Raw genomic sequence first — 25,405 nt, 5'->3', positions numbered from 1 at the left:
TGTTTACATTAGTTCAACTGGTCGCACACGTCACACCTGATATCATGGCTCACAATCTATCATAAAGCCGCGGAAGATTATCCCGCCGTTTCTGTCATCAAAACTGTTTATTTTATCGGCATACTCATGCAGGAGAATTCACTTATGAGCCACTCGCTTCCGTCGCCCGTTACTCTTGATGAAAATGATGTAGAAATTATTGCACGAGAGACGCTTTACCGTGGTTTTTTTTCACTCAATTTATATCGTTTCCGCCACCGCCTGTTCAATGGTGACATGAGCCCCGAAATTAAACGTGAAATTTTTGAGCGTGGGCATGCCGCGGTGTTACTTCCCTATGACCCGGTGCGTGACGAGGTGGTGCTGATTGAACAACTGCGGATCGCCGCGGTCGATACCAGTAACTCACCCTGGCTACTGGAAATGGTGGCGGGTATGATCGAAACCGGCGAGAGTGTTGAAGACGTGTGCCGCCGTGAAGCGCAGGAAGAGGCCGGCGTCGAGGTCGGGCGGTGCAAGCCGGTGCTGAGTTACCTGGCCAGCCCCGGTGGTACCAGCGAGCGCTTGTCGATTATGGTGGGCGAAGTGGACGCGACTACCGCAGTTGGCATCCATGGACTGATCGACGAGCATGAAGATATCCGTGTCCATGTGGTCAGCCGCGAACAGGCTTACCGCTGGGTTGAAGAGGGCGCGATTGATAACGCGGCATCAGTGATTGCATTGCAGTGGCTGGCGTTGCACCATGAATCGTTAAGAAAAGAGTGGGCCAATTAATGAAACAGCGCTATACCCCTGATTTCCCCGAAATGATGAGATTGTGCGAAACCAACTTCGCGCAATTGCGCCGCTTGTTGCCGCGCAATGACGAAGTGGGTGAAACGGTGACTTATCAGGTGAGCGGCGCCAGTTATCGTCTGACCATTATTGAATCCACCCGCTATACCTCGTTGGTGCAAATTGAACAGACCGCCCCGGCGGTCAGCTACTGGAGCCTGCCAGCCATGACGGTGAGGCTGTATCATGACGCGATGGTTGCGGAAGTGTGTTCAAGTCAGCAGATCTATCGCTTTAAAGCGCGTTATGATTATCCCAACAAAAAGTTGCATCAACGCGACGAAAAGCATCAAATTAACCAGTTTCTTGCTGATTGGTTGCGCTACTGTTTGGCGCATGGAGCGATGGCGGTTCCGGTTTGTTAAACAGACTGAGATAACAAAGGACACCATTTGGAAAGCCTGTTTAAACCGACCGTGGCAAGTGGGGCCAGGGTCAGGATCCTGCAAATAACAGATACCCACCTTTTTGCCGGCGAAAATGAGACTTTGCTTGGCATTAATACCTATCGCAGCTATCACGCGGTGTTGGACGCTATCCTGGCGCAGCAGCGTGATTTTGATCTGGTCGTCGCCACCGGTGATTTGGCTCAGGATCATTCATTGGCTGCCTACCGGCACTTTGCCGAAGGTATTGCACGACTGCCGGCGCCTTGCGTCTGGCTGCCGGGCAACCATGATTTTCAGCCGGCGATGGTCGACGCCCTGGCCGACGCCGGGATTGCCCCGTCAAAACAGGTACTGGTGGGCGACCACTGGCAGGTGCTGTTGCTCGATAGCCAGGTGTTCGGCGTGCCCTACGGCGAGTTGAGCGACTATCAGCTCGAGTGGATGGAGCGCTGCCTGCAAGCCTATCCCGAGCGCTATACCTTAATGCTGTTGCATCATCATCCGCTGCCTTCCGGCTGCACCTGGCTCGATCAGCACAGCCTGCGCAACCCACATATGCTGGGCGCGGTGCTGCTGCGTTACCCGAAAGTGAATACCCTGCTGTGCGGGCATATTCATCAGGAGCTGGATCTGGAGTGGCAGGGCAGGCGCCTGCTGGCCTCGCCGTCCACCTGCGTGCAGTTCAAGCCGCACTGTACCAATTTCACCATCGACGAGGTTTCACCCGGCTGGCGCTATATTGATTTACTGCCGGACGGCCGCGTCGAAACGCAGGTTTTCCGCTTGGAAAACGACGATTTCCGCCCCGACATGGATTCGGAAGGGTACTGATGCCTTCAACACTGCTCTATCTGCACGGTTTTAACAGTTCGCCGTTTTCGGCCAAGGCAACGTCTTTCAAGGCGTGGCTGGCCGAACATCATCCGCATATCGAGGTATTAGTGCCGCAGCTGCCGGTTTTCCCGGCGGAGGCTGCCGAGATGATCGAGAATATGGTGATGGAGCGCGCCGGGCAGACGATAGGCCTGGTCGGTTCCTCACTGGGCGGGTACTACGCAACCTGGCTTTCACAGTGTTTTTCACTGCCTGCGGTAGTGGTTAACCCTGCTGTGAAGCCGTTTGAGCTGCTGATTGACTACCTCGGCAAAAACGAGAACCCCTACACCGGCCAGCAATATGTGTTAGAGTCTCGACACGTTTACGATCTGAAAACGATGCAGATCGATCCCTTGGAGTCACCGGATTTGATCTGGTTGCTGCAACAAACGGGCGATGAAATTCTCGATTATGGGCAAGCGGTGGCCTATTACACTGCGTGCCGTCAGACGGTGGAATCGGGTGGAAACCACGCTTTCGTCGGTTTCGAGCACTACTTCCCCCAGATTGTGGATTTTTTAGGGCTCAACGCTGTCTGAGCAGGCGGTTCCGGTTCCTTCCTTTAACCACGAAAAATTCAACGATGACTCAATCCAGCTATAACGCTGATGCCATTGAAGTACTCAGCGGTCTAGAACCAGTGCGCCGTCGTCCCGGCATGTATACCGACACGACGCGCCCCAATCACCTCGGACAAGAGGTGATAGATAACAGCGTCGATGAAGCGTTGGCCGGTCACGCCAAGCGCATCGACGTGATTCTGCACGCCGATCAGTCACTGGAAGTGATCGATGACGGCCGCGGTATGCCGGTGGATATCCATCCTGAAGAAGGCGTTCCTGCGGTTGAGTTGATCATGTGTCGTCTGCACGCGGGCGGTAAATTCTCCAATAAAAACTACCAGTTCTCCGGCGGCCTGCACGGCGTGGGGATTTCGGTGGTTAACGCCCTGTCGACCCGGGTGGAAGTCAACGTCAAGCGCGACGGTAATGTCTACAGCATTGCCTTCGAAAACGGCGACAAGGTGCAGGATTTGGCGGTGACCGGCAGCTGCGGCAAACGCAATACCGGCACCAGCATCCATTTCTGGCCTGACGAGAAGTTCTTCGACAGCCCGCGTTTCTCTGTCTCGCGTCTCAGCCACCTGCTGAAAGCCAAAGCGGTGCTGTGTCCTGGAGTAGAAATCTACTTCATCGACAAGCTGAACAATACCGAGCAACGCTGGTGCTATCAGGACGGCCTGACCGATTACCTGATGGAAGCGGTTAACGGCCTGATTACCCTGCCGGAAGCGGCGTTTGTCGGCAACTTTGCCGGTGATACCGAAGCGGTAGACTGGGCACTGCTGTGGTTGCCGGAAGGCGGTGAACTGCTGACCGAAAGCTACGTGAACCTGATCCCGACCATGCAGGGCGGCACCCATGTTAACGGCCTGCGTCAGGGGTTGCTGGATGCGATGCGCGAGTTCTGCGAATTCCGCAATATTCTGCCGCGCGGCGTGAAGCTTTCCGCTGAGGATATCTGGGACCGTTGCGCCTACGTGCTGTCAGTGAAGATGCAGGATCCGCAGTTCGCCGGACAGACCAAAGAGCGTCTGTCGTCGCGTCAGTGTGCGGCCTTCGTCTCCGGCGTGGTGAAAGACGCCTTCAGCCTGTGGCTGAACCAGAACATACAGGCGGCGGAACAGCTGGCCGAGCTGGCTATTTCCAGCGCCCAGCGCCGTCTGCGTGCCGCCAAAAAAGTGGTGCGCAAGAAGCTGACCAGCGGTCCGGCGCTGCCGGGTAAACTGGCCGACTGCACCTCGCAGGACCTGAACATGACCGAGTTGTTCCTGGTGGAAGGGGACTCGGCAGGCGGTTCAGCCAAGCAGGCGCGCGATCGTGAATATCAGGCGATCATGCCGCTGAAAGGTAAAATCCTCAATACCTGGGAAGTGTCTTCGGACGAAGTGTTGGCTTCGCAGGAAGTGCACGACATCTCGGTGGCGATCGGTATTGATCCGGACAGCGAAGATCTCAGCCAATTGCGCTACGGAAAAATTTGTATCCTGGCGGATGCGGACTCAGACGGCCTGCACATTGCCACGCTGCTGTGCGCGCTGTTTGTGCGCCACTTCCGTTCGCTGGTGAAGGGTGGCCACGTGTATGTGGCGATGCCGCCTCTGTACCGTATCGACCTCGGCAAAGAGGTGTTCTATGCGCTGGATGAAGAAGAAAAGGCCGGCGTACTGGAACAGTTGAAGCGCAAAAAGGGCAAGCCTAACGTTCAGCGCTTTAAAGGGCTGGGTGAGATGAACCCGCCACAGCTGCGTGAAACCACGCTCGACCCCAATACCCGTCGTCTGGTGCAGTTGACGGTGAGCGATGAAGACGTGGATCAGACGCTGGCGATGATGGACATGTTGCTGGCCAAGAAGCGTTCGGAAGATCGCCGCAACTGGCTGCAGGACAAAGGCGATATGGCCGAGCTGTCTGCCTGACAGACCAGGCGAAAGACTGACAGACCCGGCTTCCCCGCCGGGTCTTCTTCCCGCAGGGGGACCGCGTGCGGCACCCGACCACACTGGGCGGAATCCATGAAAATCACCCTCGAAGAGTTACTGGCGTTTACCACCGTTGTTGATAGCGGCTCCATTACTGCCGCCGCCGAACAGCTTGGCCAGACCACCTCCGGCATTAGCCGCGCCCTCAGTCGGTTGGAAAAAAAGCTCGATACGACCCTGATGCGCCGCACCACGCGCCGGTTGGAGCTGACCGAAGAAGGCCAAAGTTTTCTCGGCCATGCGCGTGAAATTATCAACTCGGTGGAGAATGCTGAAGAGCAGATGGCGCTACGCAGGCTGATCCCGGCCGGCAGGTTGCGGGTCAATGCCGCCGCCCCCTTTATGGAACACGTGATCGTGCCGCTGGTGGCGGGCTTTCGCCAAAGCTACCCGCAAATTGAGCTGGAACTGAATACCGACAACCTGATCATCGATCTACTGGAGAAACGCACCGATATTGCCATTCGCATCGGCGCGCTGCGGGATTCGACCATTCATGCACGCCTACTGGGTGCCAGCCGTTTACGTATTCTCGCCAGCCCGGATTACCTCGCACGTTACGGTACACCGGCCAGCGTCGAAGCGCTGCGAGATCACAGCCTGCTGGGCTTCACCCAACCGGAGTCACTCAATCTGTGGCCGCTGCGTTATCAGCAGGCACAGCATTTTGCTATCACGCCGACTATTTCGGCATCCAGCGGCGAAACGTTGCGGCAGTTGGCGTTGCGGGGTGAAGGGATTGTGCAACTGGCTGATTTTATGACCCGTGACGATCAGCGTAGCGGGCGGCTGGTACCGTTGCTGGAGCAGGAGACGTTGGATGTGCGCCAGCCGATTAATGCGGTCTATTACCGCAATACCCAGCTGGCGGCGCGTATTACCTGTTTTCTGGACTACGTCAGCGCGCATATTGATGAGCAGACGCTTTAGGGACCATAGGGCGGCCCCTCGGGGGATTACAGTGCGTTACCCAGTACGTGAATGGTCACGCCCAGTACGCTGTCCTTGATGGTGTCACGATGCCGATGCATGTGAGCGATATCCAGATGTTTTTCCAGGTGCTCCTGGCTGGCCCATTTTTCCAGCATAAACACCGAGTCCGGCGACAGTTTTTGCCAGGGTGCCTGGGTGTGGCTGTCGATCATCGGCGTATATTCACTACAGCCGTCTTCTGCCAGCACCAGCGGGATCAGTTTCTCAATCGCCTTCAGGACCGTTTCACGGTGACCCGGTTTGGTTTTGATTTCTGCAATTACGGTGATCATCACTACCTCATTGATTGACGTGCATAGTGCCAGTTAAGCAAAAATTTCGGCCAGATGCTCGCGATAACGTGCGATGTCGCTGTCGATATCCGGTTGTTTAATCACGTCATTACAGATAAAGGTCGGCAGCGCTTCCATGCCCAGGAACTCATTGGCCTTGTGGAAGTGCAGATACACGCCGTCAACGCCGACGCCGTGGAAGAACTGTTCCGGGTCGGTAAAGGCTTCCAGCGGGGCGTTCCAGGTCAGGCTCAGCATGTACTTTTTACCCTGGATCAGGCCACCGGAACCGTATTTCTTGCCTGCGTCCGAGCGGGTGCGGCCATCGCTGGCATACAGGCTGCCGTGCCCGGCGGTGAACACTTCATCGATGTATTTTTTCAGGATCCACGGCTCGCCCATCCACCAGCCTGGCATCTGATAAACCACCACGTCGGCCCACAGATATTTTTGCACTTCGGCTTCGATGTCGTAACCGTCATCGACCACGGTAACCTGTACCTGGTGTTGCACATCGCGCAGATAGGTTTCCGCCACGTCGCTCATGGTTTGGTTGAGTTCGCCGTTGGAATGGCCGAACTGCTTTTTAGCATTGATAATCAGGATATTGCTCATCTTTCGCGGCTCCTGTCAGAGTTAAAGTCTATGATGTCTTCTGCACCAGAGGGTGGAAAACATTTCGCTGACAGGGAGTGTAATGCTTGGCAATGTAAGTAAAAATGGGATCCAGCGCACAACAGTGTTGACTGTGAGTCAATAAATGCGCCGTGGGATAGCGAAATTTTGCATAAAATCGGCCGATGAACCCGCGACTCCGGACGATTGCTGCGCCATCTGTGACAGCCACCCCGCTGATGAGTTACTATCGCGGACAGAATCAACCCTTTGTCGTCCAGGGATTGCCAAGCCACGGTCTGAGGATAATTGAGTAATGAGTGATCTGACTCATGACGGTGTAGAGCGTTTACCGCTGCACACATTCACTGAAAACGCCTATCTGAACTATTCCATGTACGTCATCATGGATCGGGCGTTGCCGTACATTGGTGACGGTTTGAAGCCGGTACAACGCCGCATCATCTACGCCATGTCTGAGCTGGGGCTGAATAACAGCGCCAAATTCAAAAAATCTGCCCGTACCGTGGGTGACGTGCTGGGTAAATATCATCCGCACGGCGACAGTGCCTGCTATGAAGCCATGGTGTTGATGGCGCAGCCATTCTCTTATCGCTATCCGCTGGTAGACGGCCAGGGGAACTGGGGGGCGCCGGATGACCCGAAATCCTTCGCCGCGATGCGTTATACCGAATCCCGCCTGTCCAAATATGCGGAAGTGCTGCTGGCCGAATTGGGCCAGGGCACGGTTGACTGGGTGCCGAACTTTGACGGCACCATGCAGGAGCCGAAGATGTTGCCGGCCCGCCTGCCCAACATCCTGCTGAACGGTACCACCGGTATTGCCGTGGGTATGGCGACCGATATTCCACCCCACAACGTGCGTGAAGTGGCCGCTGCTGCGGTGGCGTTGATCGACAAGCCTGGCGCTTCGCTGGAAGAGTTACTCGAGTTCGTACAGGGCCCGGATTACCCGACTGAAGCCGAGATCATTACCCCGCGTGAAGAGATCCGCAAAATTTATCAGAACGGTCGTGGCTCGGTCCGCATGCGCGCCGTCTGGAGTAAAGAAGACGGCAGCGCGGTGATCACCGCCTTGCCGCACCAGGTTTCCGGTGCCAAGGTGCTGGAGCAGATTGCCAGCCAGATGCGTGCCAAAAAGCTGCCGATGGTCGAAGATCTGCGCGATGAATCCGATCACGAGAACCCAACGCGGCTGGTGATTGTGCCACGCTCCAATCGAATCGATCTCGATCAGGTGATGAATCACCTGTTTGCCACGACCGATCTGGAACGCAGCTACCGTATCAACATGAACATGATTGGTCTGGACAACCGCCCGCAGGTGAAAGGGCTGGTGGAAATCCTCACCGAGTGGCTGGCATTCCGTCGCGATACGGTGCGTCGCCGCCTGAACTACCGTCTGGAAAAAGTACTGAAACGCCTGCACATCCTGGAAGGTTTGCTGGTGGCGTTCCTCAATATCGATGAAGTGATCCACATCATCCGTAGCGAGGACGAACCCAAGCCGGTGCTGATGCAGCGCTTTGGTATTTCCGATACCCAGGCCGAAGCGATCCTCGAACTGAAACTGCGCCATTTGGCGAAGCTGGAAGAGTTCAAGATCCGCGGTGAGCAGGATGAGTTAGCCAAAGAGCGCGATCAACTGCAGGCGCTGTTGGCCTCCGAGCGCAAGCTGAACACCCTGATCAAAAAAGAGATCCAGGCCGATGCGCAGGCCTACGGCGACGATCGCCGCTCGCCAATTACCGAGCGTGCAGAAGCCAAGGCGATGAGCGAGCATGACTTTGTGCCGTCGGAGCCGGTGACTATCGTGCTGTCTGAAATGGGCTGGGTGCGCAGCGCCAAGGGCCACGATATCGATCCAAGTGGCCTGAGCTACAAGGCCGGTGACAGCTTCCGCAGTGCGGCACGTGGCAAGACCAACCAGCCGGTGGTGTTTATCGACTCCACCGGGCGCAGCTACGCACTGGATCCGCTGACGCTGCCTTCGGCGCGTGGGCAGGGCGAGCCGTTGACCGGCAAGCTGACGCCACCGCCGGGCGCGACCATTGAACAGGTGCTGATGGCTGCGGACGACCAGAAGTTGCTGATGGCTTCCGATGCCGGTTATGGCTTTGTCTGTACCTTCAACGATCTGGTGGCGCGTAACCGTGCCGGTAAGGTGATGATTACTCTGCCGGATAACGCCAAAGCGCTGGCGCCGATGGAAATCCACGGTGAAGATGACATGCTGCTGTCGATCACTGCTGCCGGGCGCATGTTGTTCTTCCCGGTTGCCGACCTGCCGCAACTGTCGAAAGGCAAGGGCAACAAGATTGTCTCCATCCCGTCGGCACAGGCCGCATCCGGTGAAGACAAGCTGGCATGGCTGTTCGTGCTGCCGCCGCAAACCTCGGTGACCCTGCACGTGGGTAAACGCAAGCTGACGCTGCGTCCGGAAGATTTGCAGAAGTTCCGTGCGGAACGTGGCCGTAAAGGTACCTCACTGCCACGTGGCCTGCAGCGAATCGATCGCGTAGAGGTTGATGCCCCGGCACGTGCGCCTGGCGGTGACAGCGAAGAATAAGCCTGTGAAGGCTGGATAACCCCACGGGCGCAGCATACTGCGCCCGCTTTATTTCCCACCACCGGCAATTATTTTCAAATAGTTAACATTTCCCGGCATAAAATTATTGTGCGTTTCGTCGGCTGGCGGGAAAATAGCAAAAAAAGGCAGGGCAGGTTTTCGAACCCTGCAAGCAAAGAATGAGTAAAGGGATCTGCGCAGCGTTTCAGGCTGCGCCGGCAGTGTGCTAATGAGGTTGTTATGTTATTAATTTTACGTGCCGTGCTCGCCACTCTGTATTGTCTTCTGGTGTGCATTTTCGGTTCTATTTACTGTTTGGTATTCCGCCCCCGCGATCCCCGCCATGTGGCGACGTTCGGTCATTTGTTTGGTCGCCTGTCCGGGTTATTTGGTCTGAAAGTGGAAGTCCGGGTACCGGCCGATGCGGCCAAAAACGGCAACTGCATTTATATTGCCAACCACCAGAATAACTACGATATGGTGACGGCCGCCAAAGCGGTGCAGCCGCGCACCGTGACCGTGGGTAAAAAAAGCCTGCTGTGGGTTCCGTTCTTCGGCCCACTGTATTGGGTGACCGGTAACTTGCTGATTGACCGGGATAATCGGGCCAAGGCGCACGGCACCATTGCCCAGGTGGCTGAACAGTTTAAAAAACGTGATATTTCGGTCTGGATGTTTCCAGAAGGTACGCGCAGCCGCGGGCGTGGGTTGATGCCGTTTAAAACCGGTGCATTTCACGCGGCAATCGCTGCCGGGGTGCCGATTGTGCCGATCTGCGTTTCCACCACCAGCGGTAAAATTAATCTTAACCGTTGGGATAACGGTCATGCGATCGTAGAAGTGATGGAACCGATCGATATCAGTAATTACGGTAGAGAAAATGTGCGTGAGCTGGCAGCCCATTGCCATGAGCTGATGCTGGCGAAAATTGCCGAGCTGGACGCAGAAGTTGCCCAGCGCAATACAGCCGGAAAATAATATTCCTACCGGCTTCAAAGAATGAACTTTTAAACGGCGTAAAACGCCGTTAACGCCTGGGCTCCTGCTAATCTGATTAACAGGAGCCTGGTCTTTGCACACGGTTTAGTCATTGCTTTTCATGGAGAAAATATGTCACTCAGTCGACGTCAGTTTATTCAGGCATCGGGCTTGGCGCTGTGCGCAGGAGCCGTGCCGCTGAGGGCTGAGGCGAGCGGAATGCAGACCCCATTACCTATTCCCCCGCTGCTGGAGTCCCGCCGCGGCCAGCCGCTGTTTTTAACCTTGCAGCGCGCCCATTGGGCATTTATGGATAACCGCAAGACGTCGGTGTGGGGCATTAACGGCATGTACCTTGGGCCGACGGTGCGGGTTTACAACGGTGATGACGTCAAGCTGATCTACAGCAACCGCCTGCCGGAGCCAGTGGCGATGACCATCAGCGGTCTGCAGGTGCCGGGAACCTTGATGGGTGGCGCACCGCGCATGATGTCTCCTAACGTTGACTGGTCGCCGGTGCTGCCAATCCGTCAGAGTGCCGCCACCTGCTGGTATCACGCCAACACGCCCAACCGCATGGCACCGCATGTTTACAACGGCCTGGCCGGGCTGTGGCTGGTCGAAGACGAAGTCAGCAAGGCATTGCCGCTGCCCAACCACTATGGCGTCGATGATTTCCCGTTGATCATTCAGGACAAGCGACTGGATAACTTCGGTACACCGGAATACGCTCCCCCGTCGCAGGGCGGCTTTATCGGCGATACGCTGTTGGTTAACGGCGTGCAAAATCCTTATGTCGAAGTGTCACGCGGTTGGGTGCGCCTGCGCCTGCTCAATGCCTCCAACTCACGCCGCTACATGCTGCAACTGAGTGACGGTCGGCCGTTAAATGTGATCGCCAGCGATCAGGGTTTCCTGCCGGCTCCGGTAGCGGTACAACAGCTGTCACTGGCTCCGGGTGAGCGCCGTGAAGTACTGATCGATATGTCAAAAGGCGATGAAGTGACGATCAGCGCCGGTGAGGCTGCGGGCATTATGGATCGCCTGCGTGGCCTGATTGAGCCTTCGAGCATCCTGGTTTCTACCCAGGTTCTGACGCTGAAACCGACCGGGTTGTTGCCGTTGGTGACCGATAACCTGCCGATGCGCCTGCTGGCGGATGAACTGCTGGACGGCAGCGTCAGCCGCACCCGTGAGTTCCGTCTGGGCGATAGCCAGGCCGGGATCAACGGTGCTCTCTGGGACATGAACCGTATCGATGTGCAAACCCAGCAGGGCAGTTGGGAGCGCTGGAATATCCATGCGGATACGCCGCAGGCGTTCCATATTCAGGGCGTACGTTTCCTGGTGAAACGGGTCAACGGTGCGCAGCCGATGGCGGAAGATCGCGGCTGGAAGGACACGGTATGGGTCGACGGCGACGTCGAACTGCTGGTTTACTTCAATCAGTCCACTTCGGAACATTTCCCGTTCCTGTTCTACAGCCAGACGCTGGAGATGGCGGATCGCGGCAGCGCCGGCCAGTTTATGGTGCAGTCTGCGCTTTAAATCGGTTGTATGGGTTTCCCCAGGGAGGCCGAACGCAGCATCTCCAGAAATGCCAGTACCACCGGCGTTGCGCTGTCGGCATGATAAATGGCGTAAAGATCCGCTGACGGCGCCTGCTGCAGCGGGCAAAAACGCACGCCGGGCCAGGGAATACGGCCGTAACTGTCCGGCAGTAGCGTGATGCCATAGCCTTCGGCCACCAGTGCCATCAGCGTTTGCGGCTCGTTGACCTGATAGGCGATATCCGGCTTGAAACCCTGCTGCAGACACAAATTGTGCAGATAGAGACCCAAACTGGCTTCGTGCGACGGCAGTACAATGAATTTTTCATGTCGCAGCGCGGCGAGCGGCAGGCTTTCCGCCTGAGCCAGTGGGTGGTCCTGCGGTAGCACCAGCGCAATATTCTCCCGTGCCAACAGCTGACTCGCCAGCCCCGGCAATATCTGCTCCTTTGCCTCGCGCCAGACACCAATATCGATATGACGCTTTTGCAGCGCAGTTATCTGCTGGCTGGGTGTCAGTTCGTTTAACGCCCAGGTGACGTTGGCCGTTTGCCCGGCAAAGCGTTTCAATGCCGGGATTAGCCCACCCCAAACCGAAGTGCCGACCATGCCGATCACCATATGCCCGGCCTCGCCGCGGCCCAACTGCTGCACCTGATTGAGCGCATGCCCGGCCTGATCGAGCAGCATTTCTACATTGTGAAACAGCGTGCGACCGGCCAGCGTCAATGCCATCGATCGGGTGGTACGCTTGAAAAGCTCCACGCCCAGTTGGCTCTCCAGCTCTTTAATATGTTTGCTCAGCGGCGGCTGTGAAATATTCAGTCGCAATGCCGCCTGAGTGAAGTTCATCTCCTCCGCCACCACGCGGAAGTAGTGAAGCAGGCGGAAGTTTATCCGGCTGGGATCGGGCAGTTGTTGGGGCTGTTTGATGCTGATGATGGCCTCCTGGGGCTACCGATTTATAGGTAAATGGAATAAATCGGCCGCCAATAATGTATTGGTCGCCGCTGCACCTCGCTCTCTACTATGGGGATAACCTCCCCCCTCATAGAAGAGAATACAATGTTTAATCAAGAAGATGCTTTTTCCTGTGCTGAAGTGATCCGCACCAGACTGCCGGACTTCCAGCCGCGCGCTGCTTTGATACTGGGCTCCGGGCTGGGTGCGCTGGCGGAGGTGATGACCGACACCTTGACTATCGACTACGCAGAGCTGCCGGGCTTCCCGGTCAGTGGCGTGGCTGGCCATGCCGGGCAACTGGTTGCCGGCTGGCTGGAGGGCGTGCCGGTACTGTGCATGAAAGGGCGTGGCCACTACTACGAAGGGCGCGGCATGCAGGTGATGACCACCGCCGTGCGCACCTTCAAACTGTTGGGCTGCGAGTTCCTGCTGGCCACCAATGCTGCCGGCTCGCTGCGTCAGTCGGTGGCACCGGGTAGCCTGGTGGCACTCACCGATCACATCAATTTTATGCCCGAGTCGCCGCTGGTTGGCGATAACGACGAGCGTTTTGGCCCGCGTTTCTTCAGCCTGGCCAACGCCTACGATCGCGAGCTGCGCGGCCAGTTGGCACAGGTGGCGCAAAACGTGGGCATTCCGCTGGCCGAAGGGGTATTTGCCGCTTACACCGGGCCAAACTTCGAAACGCCGGCGGAAATTCGCATGATGCAAACCTTGGGCTGTGACGTAGTCGGTATGTCGATCGTACCGGAAGTGCTCTCGGCGCGTCATTGTGGACTGAAGGTGTTGGTGGTGTCTGCGATGACCAACTACGCCGAAGGGTTGTCCGATACGCCGCTCTCTCATGAACAAACGCTGAGCTGTGCGGCACTGGCGGCAGAGGACTTTATGCGCCTGATCCGTGAGTTCTTCAAAACGCTGTAATGCTGTAAAACCCCTCGCGGCAGGAGGCAGGGACCCTGTCGCGCGAATCATCGTTTTAATCAGAATAATAAGGTGATGGTGATGGCAATAAAAACACGACTTAAGGTGATGCTCTTTCTGCAGTTCTTTATTTGGGGGGCCTGGCTGGTCACGCTGGGATCTTACATGATTAACACCCTGCATTTTACCGGCCTGCAGGTGGGTATGGTGTACAGCGCCAAAGGTATCGCCGCGCTGATTATGCCGGGGCTGGCGGGCATTCTTGCCGATCGCTGGATCAAGGCCAATTACCTCTATGCGCTGTGTCACCTGTTCGGCGCAGGAGCGCTGTACTGTGCCGCCCAGGTTGAGCAACCTATGGTGATGTTCTGGGTGATGCTGTTCAATGCCATGGTGTATATGCCGACCATTTCGCTCTCCAACGCCATATCCTATTTTTGTCTGGAAAAGCACGGTTACGATACGGTGAAAGATTTCCCGCCGGTACGGGTGTACGGCACCGTCGGCTTTATCGTAGCGATGTGGTTGATCGGTTTTAGCAGAATTGAACTCAGCAATTTGCAACTCTATCTGGCCTCCGGGGTGTCGTTGTTGTTGGCGGGTTATTCGCTGACGCTGCCGAATTGCCCGACCAGCAAAGTGGAACAATCGAAAAGCTGGTTCAGCGTGCTGGGGCTGGACGCGCTGGTGCTATTCCGCCAGCGGCGTATGGCGCTGTTTTTCCTGTTTGCCATGTTGTTGGGTGCCGCATTGCAGATAACCAACACCTTCGGCAATCCCTTCCTGCACGATTTCGCCAATAACCCTTTGTATCAGGACAGCATAAGCGTCAGGTATCCTGCGGTGCTGTTGTCGCTGTCACAAATCTCCGAGGTGTTCTTTATCCTCACCATTCCGTTCTTCCTGCGTCGATATGGCATCAAACAGGTGATGTTGATCAGCATGGCGGCCTGGACCCTGCGTTTCCTGTTCCTGGCCTACGGCACCCCGGCGGGTTTCGGCTTTGTGCTGCTGTTGCTTTCGATGATCGTCTACGGTTGCGCCTTTGATTTCTTTAATATCTCCGGGGCTATTTTCGTTGAGAAAGAGGCCGATCACCGCATTCGTGCCAGTGCACAAGGGTTGTTTATGACCATGGTGAACGGTATCGGCGCTTATCTGGGGGCGATTGCCAGCGGTGAAGTGGTGGACTTCTTCACCCACAACGGCGTCAAGGACTGGCAAAGTATCTGGCTGATCTTCGCGTTATATACGCTGGTATTGGGCGTGATTTTCGCACTGACCTTCAACTACCAGCATCGGCCGGAGGAGCTGCCTGGCGCAGCGCAACGGGCACATTAAAACCCTATGGGCGCAACTCGGTTTGCGCCCATTTTACTTCAGGACCTCCCGCCTTGCCGCTGCGCTATTTCCAGTTTCACCCCAGCGGGTGATATTTCTATAAATTGCTCTGGTTTATTATTATTGCTTTTAATGACGTAGATATTAAATAATGCACAACAAGATAAAACATCGATACAACAAAGTTGGTGAGGATTGTTTTATATAATGAACTTTAAGCGTCGACAGCTTATTGCTCACTGCGTTTTTAGTCGCTAACCCTTGACTGCTACCGGGCTATGTGGTCTCTTATTCATAACGAGGAATAATGGATTATTGCTGAAGGGTATATTTTAGTTATGACACTCGCAGAGAAAAAATTGTCTTTGGTTGAAAACGATTTTCTCGTTCTGAACAGTAAGAGTAGCACCCTAATTATCAAGCCGAAAAATATAACCATTCATCTTACTGAACTGCAGAGACGACTTTTTTGTATTTTGCTCAGTGGCGTAACCAAGAAGCAAGAAGTGATAGAGTCAGTATGGGAAAATAACCACGTTACTATCACTGATAACAACTATCATCAATTAATATATCAATGCAGAACGCTGCTTTCCCGCCATGGTATACCTCCTGAAGTCATCAAAACCATCCCCCGATATGGCGTGAGATTCAACTACTCGCCACTGGAAGAAGCCCTGAGCCAGCGCACCGTCAAGTTGCCTAAATGGCATAAAAAATTTGTCGGAATGCTCAGTGAACGGCAAAGGTTGTTTCGCAATATTCTACTTTTAGTCGTTATTAATTATATAGTTATTGCCAGTGTCGTGGTTTGAATTCGATAGGCATGTCTACATTCCATTACGACGTGTGAGAGACGTTGCATGAGGTTTGGTATTGTTCACGGCGACCTGCCAATCATCGGCCGTATTGACAAAGAAGCGTGGCCGAGAGTGCTGGGGTATTTATTTTTGCTGTTCGGGGTGCTGTCGGTATTTTGGGTAGGTTACGAAATTCCGAGTGCAAAGAAAATTCCTGAAGCCAATATTAAAGAATTATCCCAGATTATAGTCAAAAAACCCATGGAATTGGAGGCTAACCCATTACTGACTCTGTTATATTCAAATGCTCACGCCAACATGCCGATAGAGCAAACTCGTTTCCGTATTACCGAAAAAAAACTGAGTAATACCCTATTAATGACGGTACCCATAGCAAAGTTAGCGGTAAAAGTGGTGGGGTTGCTGTGCGATAAGGATGACCATGTCGGCATGGTGATTATAGAACGCTCAGGTCGGCAGCAGAGTTATGTATCAGGCGAAAAAATAAATGACACTTATCCGATAGTGAAAATATTGGTAGACCGGATCATTATCAATGAAAACGGATTTTATGCCGCATTAATGCTCGAAAATTGAGTGCAATCACAGCGGTTACATTACAGCAAGCCGCAATCGGATACAGATATGTGCAACCTCGACTTATTTCCAGGCAGGCATTGGTACATGCGCGCAAAAATGACAAATATGCTCTTCTCGAAAATGATCGCATTAATGGCAGTGCTCGTCATGCTGCTGTGGGGGACCGTGCCCGTTCAGGCCGAGGCGTTATCCGCCAATTTTAAAGGAACGGACATACACGAATTTATCAGTACAGCCAGTAAGGCGCTGGGGAAAACCATCATTATTGACGATGCGGTAAAAGGCAAAGTTACCGTGCGCAGCTATGAGCCGCTGGATGCCGGGCAATATTACCAATTTTTCCTCAACGTGCTTGATGTCTATGGTTATGCGGTGATCGGCATGCCCAACAACGTTCTGAAGGTGATCCCGGCGAAAGACGGCAAAAGGGCGGCGCTCAGCGCCCTTAATACCCCAGCCGAAGGCGATGAGCTGATCATGCGGATTGTGCCCCTGAACAATATCGCGGCGAAAGAGGTGGCGCCGTTGATGCGCCAGTTTAACGACAGCATTGGTATCGGGAACGTGGTGTTCCTGGAAAGTGGCAACGCGTTGTTGATCACCGGCCGTGCCGATGTGGTCAATAGTCTGGTTGAACTGGCCCATGAAATGGATCGTACCGAACAGGCCGGCGTGGTCTCTGTCGCCTTGCAACATGCCTCCGCCACCGATGTGGTCAGCATTGTCACGACGTTATTTCGGGATGAAAACCGCACGAAAAAGGGAGCGCTTCCCGGCATGAAAGTGGTTGCCGATGAGCGGACCAACACCGTGCTGATTGCCGGTGAACCGAGCCTGCAGGCGCGCATCGAAGGGATTATCCAACAGTTGGATCAAGAAAAAGCCAGCCAGGGGAATACCAAGGTGATCCGGCTGAAATATGCCAAAGCGCAAGGCCTGCTTGAAGTGTTGTCCGGCGTCAGCGCCAATCTGCAAGACGAGAAAAAAACGGTCGGCAACAACGTTTCCGTCATGAAGAACATGGTGATCAAGGCTGATGAACAGACCAATGCGCTGATCATCAACGCCACCCCGGACGTGATGAGCAACCTGGAAAAAGTCATTGAGCAGCTTGATATTCGCCGGGCCCAGGTACTGGTTGAAGCGGTGATTGTTGAAATGCAAAACGCAGACGGTCTGAACCTGGGGATCCAATGGGCCAACCGTTATGCCGGCGGTACACAGTTCGGCAATGCTCAGGCGCAGATAGCACCCGGATTTAAAGGAGGGATGAGCGAAGTCTTTAAAAACGCCAACGGTCTGGTCACGGGATTTTACAGTGGCAATTGGGCCGGCTTGCTCACCGCCATCAGTAACCAGAGCCAGAACAATATTCTCGCCACTCCGAGCATCATGACGCTGGACAACGAAGATGCCGAGTTTAGCGTGGGTCAGGATGTACCTATTCTGACCGGCTCGCAAACCACCAACAGTGACAACGTGTTTAATACGGTTTCGCGTAAAACCGTCGGCATCAAGCTCAAGGTCAAGCCGCAAATCAACAAGGGGCAGTCGGTACTGCTGCAGATCGAACAGGAAGTATCCAGCGTAGCGGAAAACAGCTCGGTGGATAAGGATAACCTGGGCGCGACTTTTAATATCCGGACGGTGAATAACACGGTGCTGGTTGAAAGTGGTGAGACCGTGGTAGTCGGCGGTTTGCTGGACAAGTCGCAATCTGACAGCAAAAGTGCGGTGCCGTTTTTGGAACGCATACCGTTGCTTGGAGCCTTGTTCCGCTCTACCTCTCATAAAGAGAGCAAACGGAACCTAATCTTGTTTATTCGGCCGACGGTCATACGCTCTACCGAGGAATACGCGCAAGAGAGTATGCGCAAAGCGGCCCGTTTCCGCTCACTCGACGCTCAGCCCCTCCCGTTAAAAACCCATGCGGAGGCGCAGCTTGATAGGGTCGGTTCCACCGCGAACGGCACCTTCCAGCGAGTCCAACGGCAAATTGATGCATTTTACCCGCGGGGGGAGCCGTGAATACACCCTGCTTGTCTTATGCCTGGGCCCGTCAGCATCACGCAGTACTCACCAGCGAAGAAAACCAATACACCCTATGGTGTCGACAGGACGTGGGCCTGGCTACGTTGGCCGAGCTTGCGCGTCTGCTGGAGGCCGACATTCCGCTGTGTCTACTGGACGAAAATGCCTTTGAGCAGAAATTGCTGGAACATTACCAACAGGGCAACAGCAATACGCAAAAGACCATGGACGACCTGGGCAAGGAGCTGGATTTCTACAGCCTGGCGCAGGCGCTGCCGGCTACACAGGATCTGCTTGATGAACAAGACGATGCGCCGATTATCCGTTTGCTTAATGCGATGCTCAGTGAAGCCATTAAAGAGCGGGCCTCAGATATTCATATTGAGACCTATGACAGCGAACTGGTGATCCGTTTTCGTATTGATGGGGTGCTGAAAACCATTCTGACTCCTCAGCATCAACTGGCGGCCTTGCTGACCTCTCGCATTAAGGTGATGTCCAAACTGGACATTGCCGAGAAGCGCATCCCGCAGGATGGCCGTATCACGTTGAAGATTGGCGGCCGGGCCGTCGATGTGCGGGTGTCCGTGCTTCCGACCAATCACGGCGAGCGGGTGGTGATGCGTTTGCTGGATAAAAGCAGCGTCAGTCTGGATCTCGCCAGGATGGGCATACGCTCGGTGGAGTTCGCGGCGCTGACGCGACTGGTTCATCAGCCCCATGGGGTGATCCTGGTGACCGGCCCGACCGGCTCGGGCAAAAGCACCACGCTTTATGCGTTACTGATGCAGATTAATGACGGCAATCGCAACATCATGACCATAGAAGACCCGGTGGAGTTTGAATTAAAGGGCATTTCGCAAACCCAGGTCAACACGCGGGTTGATATGACGTTTGCCCGTGGATTACGCGCCCTGCTGCGGCAAGATCCGGATGTAGTGTTGCTGGGCGAAATACGCGATACCGAAACCGCACATATCGCCGTACAGGCTTCACTGACCGGGCACCTGGTGTTGTCCACGCTGCATACCAATACCGCCATCGGCGCCATCACCCGTCTGCGTGACATGGGGATCGAACCCTTCCTGCTGGCCAGTTCGCTGACGGGCATTCTCGCTCAGCGGCTGGTACGAAAATTGTGCCCGCATTGCCGCCAGGCCTATGTGCTTTCTGCAGAGCAAGCGCTCTCGCTACAGCTCTCTGTCGAGATTGAGCAGGTCGCGTGGCGTCCGATCGGCTGTGAAAAATGCAATGGCCTGGGCTACCGCGGACGGATGGGGATCCACGAACTGCTACTGATTGATGACGCCATCCGCAAAGCCATTCATTTGGGCAGCAGTGAGCAGGAGATAGAGCAACTCTGCGGCCATGCGCGACGCACCCTGCGGCAAGACGGCGTAAGCAAACTGCTGACCGGTGAAACCAGTATTGAAGAGGTGCTGCGGGTCACCGGTGGGGACCATTGCGGTGAAGTTTAACTATCAGGCATACGATGCCTCCGGCAAAGCGGTCAAAGGGGTGCTGGAGACGGATTCTTTGCGTAGTGCCCGGCAGCGGCTCCGTGAGCAAAACCTGACGCCCTCGCATATTATCCCGCAGAAGAAAAGCGTGGTGGCATCGCTGCTGGCGGCACGGCAGCGTCCTCGTTTAAGCAGCAGCGAACTGGCTCTGGTGACCCGGCAGCTCGCGACCCTGATTGCAGCCTCCTTACCACTGGAAGAGGCACTGTTAACCGTCGCATGTCAGTCAGAAAAAAAAACCGTTATCCAGTTAATCACCCGCATACGCAGCCATGTGCTGGAAGGCTTGTCGTTGTCGCAGGCATTGATGCAATTCCCCTCGGTTTTTGACCGTCTGTTTTGCGCCATGGTGGCCGCCGGAGAGAGCAGCGGCCAGTTGCCGTTGATCTTCACCGAGTTGGCGGACTATGTCGAACAGCGGCAGAAAATAAAAAATAAAATGACTCAGGCCATGACTTACCCCGTGATATTGACGCTGGTCGCCATTGCGGTGATCGGCGTGCTGTTGGTGGCGGTGGTACCGAAGGTGATTGAACAGTTTGTGCATATGAAACAAACGCTGCCGTTAACCACGCAGATCCTCCTGCTGTGCAGTGAAGGCGTCGGTCGGTGGGGACCTTCTGGCCTGGCGCTGGTCGTGCTGAGCTTGCTGGGTTTTCGCTGGCAGTTGAAAAAACGGCGGTTTCGCCTGGCGTGGCACCGTTATCTGTTGCGCATGCCGTACCTGGGAAGCCTGTTCCTGAATCTGGATACGGCCCGTTATGCACACACCCTCAGCATCCTGACGCTCAGCGCGGTGCCTTTACTGGACAGCATGAATATCAGTGCTGCGGTGTTGAATAACGAGGAGGCCCGGCGTCGGTTGCTCGAGGCGATGACGCAGGTACAGGAGGGGGGATCTTTGCATCAGGCGCTGGCAGACAGCGATCTTTTTTCCCCGATGATGCGCCACATGATCGCGGCGGGTGAACGTAGCAGTGAACTTGGCGGCATGTTGAAACGGGCCGCCGCTATGCAACAGGACGCCCTTAATCAGCGCATCGCGTTGGTCCTGAGCCTGTTTGAACCGGCGCTGGTGATCAGTATGGCCGGCATTGTCCTGTTCATTATCCTGGCGATCCTGCAGCCGATTTTACAGCTCAACAACATGATGGGTTAACTCAATGGAGAACCGTATGCGAACCCCAACAATGGCAAGGAACACCCGGCAGTCGGGATTTACACTGATGGAAATCATGGTGGTGATTGTGATCCTGGGTCTGCTGGCCAGCTTTATCATCCCCAATCTGATGGGCAATAAGGACAAGGCGGATCGGCAAAAAGCCGTCAGCGACATTGTCGCGCTGGAGAATGGGCTGGACATGTACCGTCTCGACAATGGCCGCTACCCCAACACCGAACAGGGGCTGGCGGCGTTGATTGCCAAACCGGTGACGCCACCGCTGCCTCGTAATTATCCGGAAGATGGCTACCTGCGCCGCCTGCCGCAGGATCCCTGGGGGAGCGATTACCGTTTGCTTAATCCGGGGAAGCACAATCGGATAGACATTTCGTCAGCCGGGCCTGATGGCCAATGGGATAGCGAAGACGATATCACCAATGGCACCTAACGGCAGGCCGTATCAGCGTGGGTTTACCCTACTGGAAATTATGTTGGTTCTGGTGCTGATTGGCCTCACCGGTGCGGTGTTAGTTCCCCATGGGCGTTCAGATAGGTCGCTTTTTTCCACGACCATGAGCACGTTGATTCTGGCGCTGGATGCCGCTCAGCAGCGCGCCGAGCAAACGGGTTTGCCCGTGGGAATTGCCGTTTCCGAGCAAGGATGGCAACGGATGATCTACCGTCTGAGGGACCGGCCAGAAGCAACCGAAGGTTGGCGAGCCGATGGCGTTCATACCGTCATTTTGCCTGAAACCCTCAGCCTTTCATTACGCCTTGAGTTGCAGGAGATCGCCTTACCGTCTTCCCTGGCCGCCGACATGACACCGCAGCTTTGGTTCTATCCCGGTGGTGAAATGTCGGTTTTTACCCTGAGGCTACGACAAGGGTTATGCGAGCGGGTCCTGGAGACGAGCGGTTATATGAGCTTTAGCTCGGGAGATGAAAGTTGTGATGATGCGCAAGCACCATAGCGGCATGACTTTGCTGGAAGTTCTGCTGGCGATGGTGATTTTATCCGTCGGTTGCATGGCGGTGATCCGCACTACCGGGCTACAGGTGCGCAATCTTGGCACGCTGGAGGAAAAAATGGTGGCCGGCTGGGTGGCGGATAACCAACTGACGCAGTTCTATCTGGGGGATATGACCTTGTCTCCGTTATGGCAGCAGGGGAATAGCATGATGGCTAATCGACAATGGTTCTGGCGTTGTCGCAGTCGGCAGACCACCGACAGCCATCTGCAGGTTGTTGATATTGAAGTGGATAGTGAACCTGAGTTCAGGTCCCCGATCTTGCGCCTGCGAACCTGGAGGATAAGCGATGCCAAACCCTGAGCAAAAGGGGTTCACCTTAATCGAAATGATGCTGGCGATCGCGATTTTTTCCTTGATGTCGCTGATGGCGTCACAGTTGCTGAGCAGCATCGTTAAGAACAATGCCATAGTGCAAACTCAGGCCAACGCGTTGACCCAGATACAACAGGCACTGGCTCTGATGGAGCGGGATGTCCGCCAGACCCTGATGTTCCTGCCTGATCATCCGCTCAGGACCAATCTGGGGACTGCCCAAGTGGGGGAAGCCTCGCCGACGCTGGCGTTACTGCGTAGCAACTGGCTCAACCCTGGGGGCTTATTGCCTCGTTCCTCCCTGGAGCGCGTCACTTACCGTCTGCATGACGGGCAGTTGCAGCGCCTGAGCTATCCGACCCCCGATGCCCCGGAAGACAAAGCCAGAGTCGTCACTTTGTTACAGGGCGTAGAACGTTTCCAACTGCGTCACCGGCTTACCGGACGTTGGCAAGAGGGGGCGTTTAACGGTGCCGGTTTGCCTCAGGCGATAGAGGTGTCCGTGACCTTGTTCGACCGGGGGGAACTACAGCGTATTTTCTTGACGGCCGATGGAGAGGCGGCATGAACAAATCACGGGGAATGGCGCTGCTGATCGTCCTGTTATTGTTGGCGCTGATGGCCACTTTGTCGATGGGCATTCATCAGTTTTGGCAGCTTGCCTTCACCCGAACATTGCACGCGCAAACGGCCTTTCAGGCTAAATGGGATCTGTTGGCGGGGGAGCAATTTGTTCGGCAGTTATTGGTGGAAAGTTTGCATGAACAGACGTCCGTCAATCTGGGGCAGCGATGGGCGACGCCTGGGATGATACACATGGAAGACAGGGGGATTTCTTATGTGATCAAGGATGCCCAGGCCTGTTTTAACATCAATACGTTACGCTACCATTACTTGCCGGATAAGCAAAAATCGCCCCCGCAAGACCCGCCGCCGGCCCCAGCGGCCGAGGTTAAAATCGACAGAGATATTGCCCGTCAGGTGTTCGGCGCTCTGTTATCGAATCTGGCGTTCACCGATGATGAAATCAAAGGCATCGGCAGTGCGATAGAACAGCGGCTGATGCCGGAGAATTCGCTTTTTACTGACGTTTCCGAATTGCGCACATTTCCCTTCATTGGCCGCCAGCAGTATCTGCGTTTACTGCCCTGGCTATGTGCATTGCCGGAACGTAAGCCGGCAATCAATATCAACACGCTGGATGAGGCTCACTTACCTCTGCTGCGCGCCTTGTTTTTGAACCAGGCCAGCGACACTCAATTGAAGAAATGGCTCAATGCCCGTCCCGAGGCCGGTTGGCGCGCGCTGGACGATCAGAATTGGCAAAAAGCACTGGCCGGGTTGCGCCTGTCCTCGCCGGCGGGGGAGAAACTGTTGGTGACGGAGAGCCGTTATTTTAACGTCCTGCTGCTGGCTCAGGGTGCAGACGCCGGTTATTACCTGCGCAGCAAATTGCATTATGAAAAAGGAAGGGTGACGGTGAAAGGTCGTCAAACCGGGCAGGGAGAGAAGGTTCAATGACGTGTTCAAAATCCTTGTTGGTGCTGGCATTGGGGGAGGCCGGAGCGCCAATCCTATGGTGTCAGGGGGATCCGAGTGAATCGCAATGGCGGCATGCGGGGGCAGGGGATCCAGATACCTTGCCGGCGGCGCTGCCGATAAAGGCATCGCAATGCAGAGTCGTGGTCTGCGTGCCGGGCCAGTCGGTGACATTGCAGAGGGTGACATTCTCTGGCCCCAGCCGCGCGGCAACCCCCCTGGCCCTGGCTTATCAGTGTGAGGATAGCCTGCTGGAGGAGGTTGAGCAGTTGTATTGGGTAATCCTGGGTCGGCAGGACGACCAATATGCTCTCGCCGGTTATCGTCATGCGGATATGCAACGCTGGCTGTCGCAATTGAAACTCTGGGGCGTTGTTCCCGACAGCTTATTGCCAGACACGCTTTGCGGACCGGTCAACGACCGTCATTTCTACCGTTGGCGGGGAAGGTTGTTGCGCAGGACGTCGCGATGGTCAGGCTATTCGCTGCCGTCACAGTGGCTTTTGGCTCCGTCCGACGTCGTCGACGCCGTTCCCCTGTCTCCTTGCGATGTGTTGTGGGACCGGGTTCGGGGAGAGGCCGAAACGGCAGTTTCACTCCTGCAGGGCAAATATAAGGCGCCGCCACGCTGGCAACGAAACCCGTTCTGGCGCCACTGGCCCAGCATCGTCGGGGCGGCGTTAACGCTATGCGCTCTGGCGATCGGCGGGGCGCATTATCATCATCAGGCTAAGCAGGCCAACCAGCAACGTGACGCTTTATATCAGCGGCTTTTCGTTGGCCAGCCGATACCGGCGGAACCTGTGAGTGAGAGCGCGCGTTATATCCGAGCGCTACAAGAAGCAAAATCTCCGCGTCAATTTTTCGAGCTTGCCGCGCAGGCGCAACGGGCCCTGCAGGGGATCCCGAAACACCGGGTCATTGGCCTAACTTTCGACGCCGATAGGTCAATGCTGGCCATCAGATTACAGGCGCCTGAATTGCAGCCCTCCACGCAAATAAATGATGAAGGTAACACCCTGGAGCTGCAGGTTAACCCGGCCAAACAGCAGGGGACGCTTACCCTGAAGGAAACTCAATGATGTCTCCAACAATGCGGCAGCGTGCGGGCAAAAAGAGCACGGCGCTTATCTTTTGCGGCATTCTCGTCGCGGTCAGCATTTTAGCATTTTATCTTCAGCAAAAAGGCCAGGCTCAGCAGGCGAACGCTGAACTGGCTCAAATGCAACGCAATGCGCAGCGTATTGCCATGCTGCGGCACCCTTTACCCCCGCCGCCGCCTGAAGGCACATCGCTCCAGACCCTGCTTAAGACCCGCGCTGAAAAACTCGGGGTGCGATTGGGGACCGTCCGCTCAGACAAAAATAACCTGGATGTTGCATTGCCCCCGCAACCCGTCAAACCACTGCTGTTGTGGCTGGAGAACCTGCAACAGGCATATGGCATGGGGGTCAATTCGATTGATCTCAGCCTGCATGGGGATGAGGTCAGGGTGCAGGCATTGAGTCTTCAAGTCATCTCAGTTCATTAATCAATAGG

Annotated in this window: 26 protein-coding genes; 23 read left to right on the top strand and 3 right to left on the bottom strand. The window is 55.3% G+C overall.

The features are described from left to right. Window positions 1-144 precede the first annotated feature (144 nt). From nudF to SERS4_RS0121830, 6 genes are all read left to right on the top strand, one after another. Window positions 145-777, top strand: coding sequence for an ADP-ribose diphosphatase (gene nudF / locus SERS4_RS0121855; protein ID WP_017894044.1), 633 nt, complete (start codon window positions 145-147; stop codon window positions 775-777). After that, window positions 777-1,202, top strand: a complete 426-nt coding sequence (locus tag SERS4_RS0121850; RefSeq protein WP_012146965.1) for a DUF1249 family protein — start codon at window positions 777-779, stop codon at window positions 1,200-1,202. Before nudF ends, SERS4_RS0121850 begins: the two co-directional genes overlap by 1 nt. Before the next feature lie 27 nt (window positions 1,203-1,229). Next, window positions 1,230-2,057 carry a 3',5'-cyclic-AMP phosphodiesterase gene (gene cpdA / locus SERS4_RS0121845; protein WP_012146964.1) on the top strand — a complete coding sequence of 276 codons (828 nt, stop codon included), beginning with the start codon at window positions 1,230-1,232 and terminating at the stop codon, window positions 2,055-2,057. Further along, a complete protein-coding gene (gene yqiA / locus SERS4_RS0121840; RefSeq protein WP_012146963.1) occupies window positions 2,057-2,641 on the top strand; it encodes an esterase YqiA in 585 nt (194 codons plus the stop codon). The genes cpdA and yqiA overlap by 1 nt, the downstream gene beginning before the upstream one ends. 44 nt (window positions 2,642-2,685) lie before the next feature. Continuing rightward, window positions 2,686-4,581, top strand: a complete 1,896-nt coding sequence (gene parE, locus SERS4_RS0121835; RefSeq protein ID WP_012146962.1) for a DNA topoisomerase IV subunit B — start codon at window positions 2,686-2,688, stop codon at window positions 4,579-4,581. 96 nt (window positions 4,582-4,677) lie between these two features. Beyond that, window positions 4,678-5,574 carry a LysR substrate-binding domain-containing protein gene (locus SERS4_RS0121830; RefSeq protein WP_017894043.1) on the top strand — a complete coding sequence of 299 codons (897 nt, stop codon included), beginning with the start codon at window positions 4,678-4,680 and terminating at the stop codon, window positions 5,572-5,574. 26 nt (window positions 5,575-5,600) lie between these two features. Here SERS4_RS0121830 and SERS4_RS0121825 read toward each other — a convergent pair whose 3' ends face one another. After that, window positions 5,601-5,909 carry a putative quinol monooxygenase gene (locus SERS4_RS0121825; RefSeq protein ID WP_017894042.1) on the bottom strand — a complete coding sequence of 103 codons (309 nt, stop codon included), beginning with the start codon at window positions 5,907-5,909 and terminating at the stop codon, window positions 5,601-5,603. A gap of 33 nt (window positions 5,910-5,942) precedes the next feature. Then, window positions 5,943-6,524, bottom strand: coding sequence for an NAD(P)H-dependent oxidoreductase (locus SERS4_RS0121820; protein ID WP_012146959.1), 582 nt, complete (start codon window positions 6,522-6,524; stop codon window positions 5,943-5,945). 316 nt (window positions 6,525-6,840) lie between these two features. Between SERS4_RS0121820 and parC the strand changes: the two genes are divergently transcribed. From parC to ftsP, 3 genes are all read left to right on the top strand, one after another. Next, window positions 6,841-9,114, top strand: coding sequence for a DNA topoisomerase IV subunit A (gene parC / locus SERS4_RS0121815; RefSeq protein WP_012146958.1), 2,274 nt, complete (start codon window positions 6,841-6,843; stop codon window positions 9,112-9,114). Between the two features lie 240 nt (window positions 9,115-9,354). Continuing rightward, window positions 9,355-10,092 (top strand): 1-acylglycerol-3-phosphate O-acyltransferase, encoded by a 738-nt coding sequence (locus SERS4_RS0121810; RefSeq protein WP_017894041.1) that lies wholly within the window; start codon window positions 9,355-9,357, stop codon window positions 10,090-10,092. A 132-nt stretch (window positions 10,093-10,224) separates the two neighbouring features. Beyond that, entirely contained in the window at window positions 10,225-11,640 is a 1,416-nt protein-coding gene (gene ftsP / locus SERS4_RS0121805) for a cell division protein FtsP (RefSeq protein WP_026142541.1), read from the top strand. Here the strand turns inward: ftsP and SERS4_RS0121800 are convergent. Next, complete coding sequence (locus SERS4_RS0121800; protein ID WP_156816664.1) at window positions 11,637-12,575, bottom strand: LysR family transcriptional regulator; 939 nt, start codon at window positions 12,573-12,575, stop codon at window positions 11,637-11,639. The two genes, ftsP and SERS4_RS0121800, sit on opposite strands and share 4 nt — an antisense overlap. A 132-nt stretch (window positions 12,576-12,707) precedes the next feature. On the opposite strand from SERS4_RS0121800, the gene xapA reads away from it, so the two are divergent. The 14 genes from xapA to gspM all read left to right on the top strand — a co-directional run bounded on the left by xapA (window position 12,708) and on the right by gspM (window position 25,397). After that, window positions 12,708-13,529 (top strand): xanthosine phosphorylase, encoded by an 822-nt coding sequence (gene xapA / locus SERS4_RS0121795; protein WP_017894038.1) that lies wholly within the window; start codon window positions 12,708-12,710, stop codon window positions 13,527-13,529. Between the two features lie 81 nt (window positions 13,530-13,610). Beyond that, window positions 13,611-14,870: a nucleoside permease gene (locus SERS4_RS0121790; RefSeq protein WP_026142539.1), complete on the top strand. Its 1,260-nt coding sequence runs from the start codon at window positions 13,611-13,613 to the stop codon at window positions 14,868-14,870. A gap of 338 nt (window positions 14,871-15,208) precedes the next feature. Then, window positions 15,209-15,685 carry a helix-turn-helix domain-containing protein gene (locus SERS4_RS0121785; RefSeq protein WP_017894036.1) on the top strand — a complete coding sequence of 159 codons (477 nt, stop codon included), beginning with the start codon at window positions 15,209-15,211 and terminating at the stop codon, window positions 15,683-15,685. A gap of 48 nt (window positions 15,686-15,733) precedes the next feature. Continuing rightward, window positions 15,734-16,267: a type II secretion system protein N gene (locus SERS4_RS0121780; protein ID WP_017894035.1), complete on the top strand. Its 534-nt coding sequence runs from the start codon at window positions 15,734-15,736 to the stop codon at window positions 16,265-16,267. A gap of 108 nt (window positions 16,268-16,375) precedes the next feature. After that, window positions 16,376-18,298, top strand: coding sequence for a type II secretion system secretin GspD (gene gspD / locus SERS4_RS0121775; protein ID WP_037410793.1), 1,923 nt, complete (start codon window positions 16,376-16,378; stop codon window positions 18,296-18,298). Further along, window positions 18,274-19,779: a type II secretion system ATPase GspE gene (gene gspE / locus SERS4_RS0121770; RefSeq protein WP_026142538.1), complete on the top strand. Its 1,506-nt coding sequence runs from the start codon at window positions 18,274-18,276 to the stop codon at window positions 19,777-19,779. The genes gspD and gspE overlap by 25 nt, the downstream gene beginning before the upstream one ends. Further along, complete coding sequence (gspF, locus tag SERS4_RS0121765; RefSeq protein ID WP_026142537.1) at window positions 19,769-20,980, top strand: type II secretion system inner membrane protein GspF; 1,212 nt, start codon at window positions 19,769-19,771, stop codon at window positions 20,978-20,980. Before gspE ends, gspF begins: the two co-directional genes overlap by 11 nt. Before the next feature lie 16 nt (window positions 20,981-20,996). Continuing rightward, the gene (gene gspG, locus SERS4_RS0121760) at window positions 20,997-21,431 is read left to right on the top strand and encodes a type II secretion system major pseudopilin GspG (RefSeq protein ID WP_026142536.1); all 435 of its coding nucleotides are present in this window, start codon (window positions 20,997-20,999) and stop codon (window positions 21,429-21,431) included. After that, window positions 21,388-21,954, top strand: a complete 567-nt coding sequence (gene gspH / locus SERS4_RS0121755) for a type II secretion system minor pseudopilin GspH (RefSeq protein ID WP_369523059.1) — start codon at window positions 21,388-21,390, stop codon at window positions 21,952-21,954. Before gspG ends, gspH begins: the two co-directional genes overlap by 44 nt. Beyond that, window positions 21,935-22,315: a type II secretion system minor pseudopilin GspI gene (gspI, locus tag SERS4_RS0121750; protein WP_017894029.1), complete on the top strand. Its 381-nt coding sequence runs from the start codon at window positions 21,935-21,937 to the stop codon at window positions 22,313-22,315. Before gspH ends, gspI begins: the two co-directional genes overlap by 20 nt. Next, the gene (gene gspJ, locus SERS4_RS0121745; protein ID WP_017894028.1) at window positions 22,302-22,895 is read left to right on the top strand and encodes a type II secretion system minor pseudopilin GspJ; all 594 of its coding nucleotides are present in this window, start codon (window positions 22,302-22,304) and stop codon (window positions 22,893-22,895) included. Before gspI ends, gspJ begins: the two co-directional genes overlap by 14 nt. Continuing rightward, on the top strand, window positions 22,892-23,848 hold the full coding sequence (gspK, locus tag SERS4_RS0121740) for a type II secretion system minor pseudopilin GspK (RefSeq protein WP_017894027.1): 957 nt from the start codon (window positions 22,892-22,894) through the stop codon (window positions 23,846-23,848). Before gspJ ends, gspK begins: the two co-directional genes overlap by 4 nt. Further along, window positions 23,845-24,948 carry a type II secretion system protein GspL gene (gene gspL / locus SERS4_RS0121735; protein WP_017894026.1) on the top strand — a complete coding sequence of 368 codons (1,104 nt, stop codon included), beginning with the start codon at window positions 23,845-23,847 and terminating at the stop codon, window positions 24,946-24,948. The genes gspK and gspL overlap by 4 nt, the downstream gene beginning before the upstream one ends. Further along, window positions 24,945-25,397 carry a type II secretion system protein GspM gene (gspM, locus tag SERS4_RS0121730; protein ID WP_037410527.1) on the top strand — a complete coding sequence of 151 codons (453 nt, stop codon included), beginning with the start codon at window positions 24,945-24,947 and terminating at the stop codon, window positions 25,395-25,397. The genes gspL and gspM overlap by 4 nt, the downstream gene beginning before the upstream one ends. The last annotated feature ends 8 nt before the right edge of the window (window positions 25,398-25,405 follow it).

Origin of the sequence: Serratia sp. S4, from assembly GCF_000347995.1 — a bacterium.
Lineage (GTDB): Bacteria > Pseudomonadota > Gammaproteobacteria > Enterobacterales > Enterobacteriaceae > Serratia > Serratia quinivorans.
This window is presented reverse-complemented; position numbering and strand designations above follow the sequence as displayed.

Coding starts and splice junctions, on each gene's coding strand:
- SERS4_RS0121785 (WP_017894036.1), top strand. CDS start 15,209: ATGACACTCGCAGAGAAAAAATTGTCTTTGGTTGAAAACGATTTTCTC.
- gspL (WP_017894026.1), top strand. CDS start 23,845: ATGACGTGTTCAAAATCCTTGTTGGTGCTGGCATTGGGGGAGGCCGGA.
- yqiA (WP_012146963.1), top strand. CDS start 2,057: ATGCCTTCAACACTGCTCTATCTGCACGGTTTTAACAGTTCGCCGTTT.
- xapA (WP_017894038.1), top strand. CDS start 12,708: ATGTTTAATCAAGAAGATGCTTTTTCCTGTGCTGAAGTGATCCGCACC.
- SERS4_RS0121780 (WP_017894035.1), top strand. CDS start 15,734: ATGAGGTTTGGTATTGTTCACGGCGACCTGCCAATCATCGGCCGTATT.
- parE (WP_012146962.1), top strand. CDS start 2,686: ATGACTCAATCCAGCTATAACGCTGATGCCATTGAAGTACTCAGCGGT.
- gspM (WP_037410527.1), top strand. CDS start 24,945: ATGATGTCTCCAACAATGCGGCAGCGTGCGGGCAAAAAGAGCACGGCG.
- SERS4_RS0121790 (WP_026142539.1), top strand. CDS start 13,611: ATGGCAATAAAAACACGACTTAAGGTGATGCTCTTTCTGCAGTTCTTT.
- gspG (WP_026142536.1), top strand. CDS start 20,997: ATGCGAACCCCAACAATGGCAAGGAACACCCGGCAGTCGGGATTTACA.
- gspH (WP_369523059.1), top strand. CDS start 21,388: ATGGCCAATGGGATAGCGAAGACGATATCACCAATGGCACCTAACGGC.
- parC (WP_012146958.1), top strand. CDS start 6,841: ATGAGTGATCTGACTCATGACGGTGTAGAGCGTTTACCGCTGCACACA.
- SERS4_RS0121825 (WP_017894042.1), bottom strand. CDS start 5,909: ATGATCACCGTAATTGCAGAAATCAAAACCAAACCGGGTCACCGTGAA.
- ftsP (WP_026142541.1), top strand. CDS start 10,225: ATGTCACTCAGTCGACGTCAGTTTATTCAGGCATCGGGCTTGGCGCTG.
- SERS4_RS0121830 (WP_017894043.1), top strand. CDS start 4,678: ATGAAAATCACCCTCGAAGAGTTACTGGCGTTTACCACCGTTGTTGAT.
- gspI (WP_017894029.1), top strand. CDS start 21,935: ATGATGCGCAAGCACCATAGCGGCATGACTTTGCTGGAAGTTCTGCTG.
- SERS4_RS0121810 (WP_017894041.1), top strand. CDS start 9,355: ATGTTATTAATTTTACGTGCCGTGCTCGCCACTCTGTATTGTCTTCTG.
- SERS4_RS0121820 (WP_012146959.1), bottom strand. CDS start 6,524: ATGAGCAATATCCTGATTATCAATGCTAAAAAGCAGTTCGGCCATTCC.
- SERS4_RS0121850 (WP_012146965.1), top strand. CDS start 777: ATGAAACAGCGCTATACCCCTGATTTCCCCGAAATGATGAGATTGTGC.
- gspJ (WP_017894028.1), top strand. CDS start 22,302: ATGCCAAACCCTGAGCAAAAGGGGTTCACCTTAATCGAAATGATGCTG.
- gspK (WP_017894027.1), top strand. CDS start 22,892: ATGAACAAATCACGGGGAATGGCGCTGCTGATCGTCCTGTTATTGTTG.
- gspD (WP_037410793.1), top strand. CDS start 16,376: ATGCTCTTCTCGAAAATGATCGCATTAATGGCAGTGCTCGTCATGCTG.
- nudF (WP_017894044.1), top strand. CDS start 145: ATGAGCCACTCGCTTCCGTCGCCCGTTACTCTTGATGAAAATGATGTA.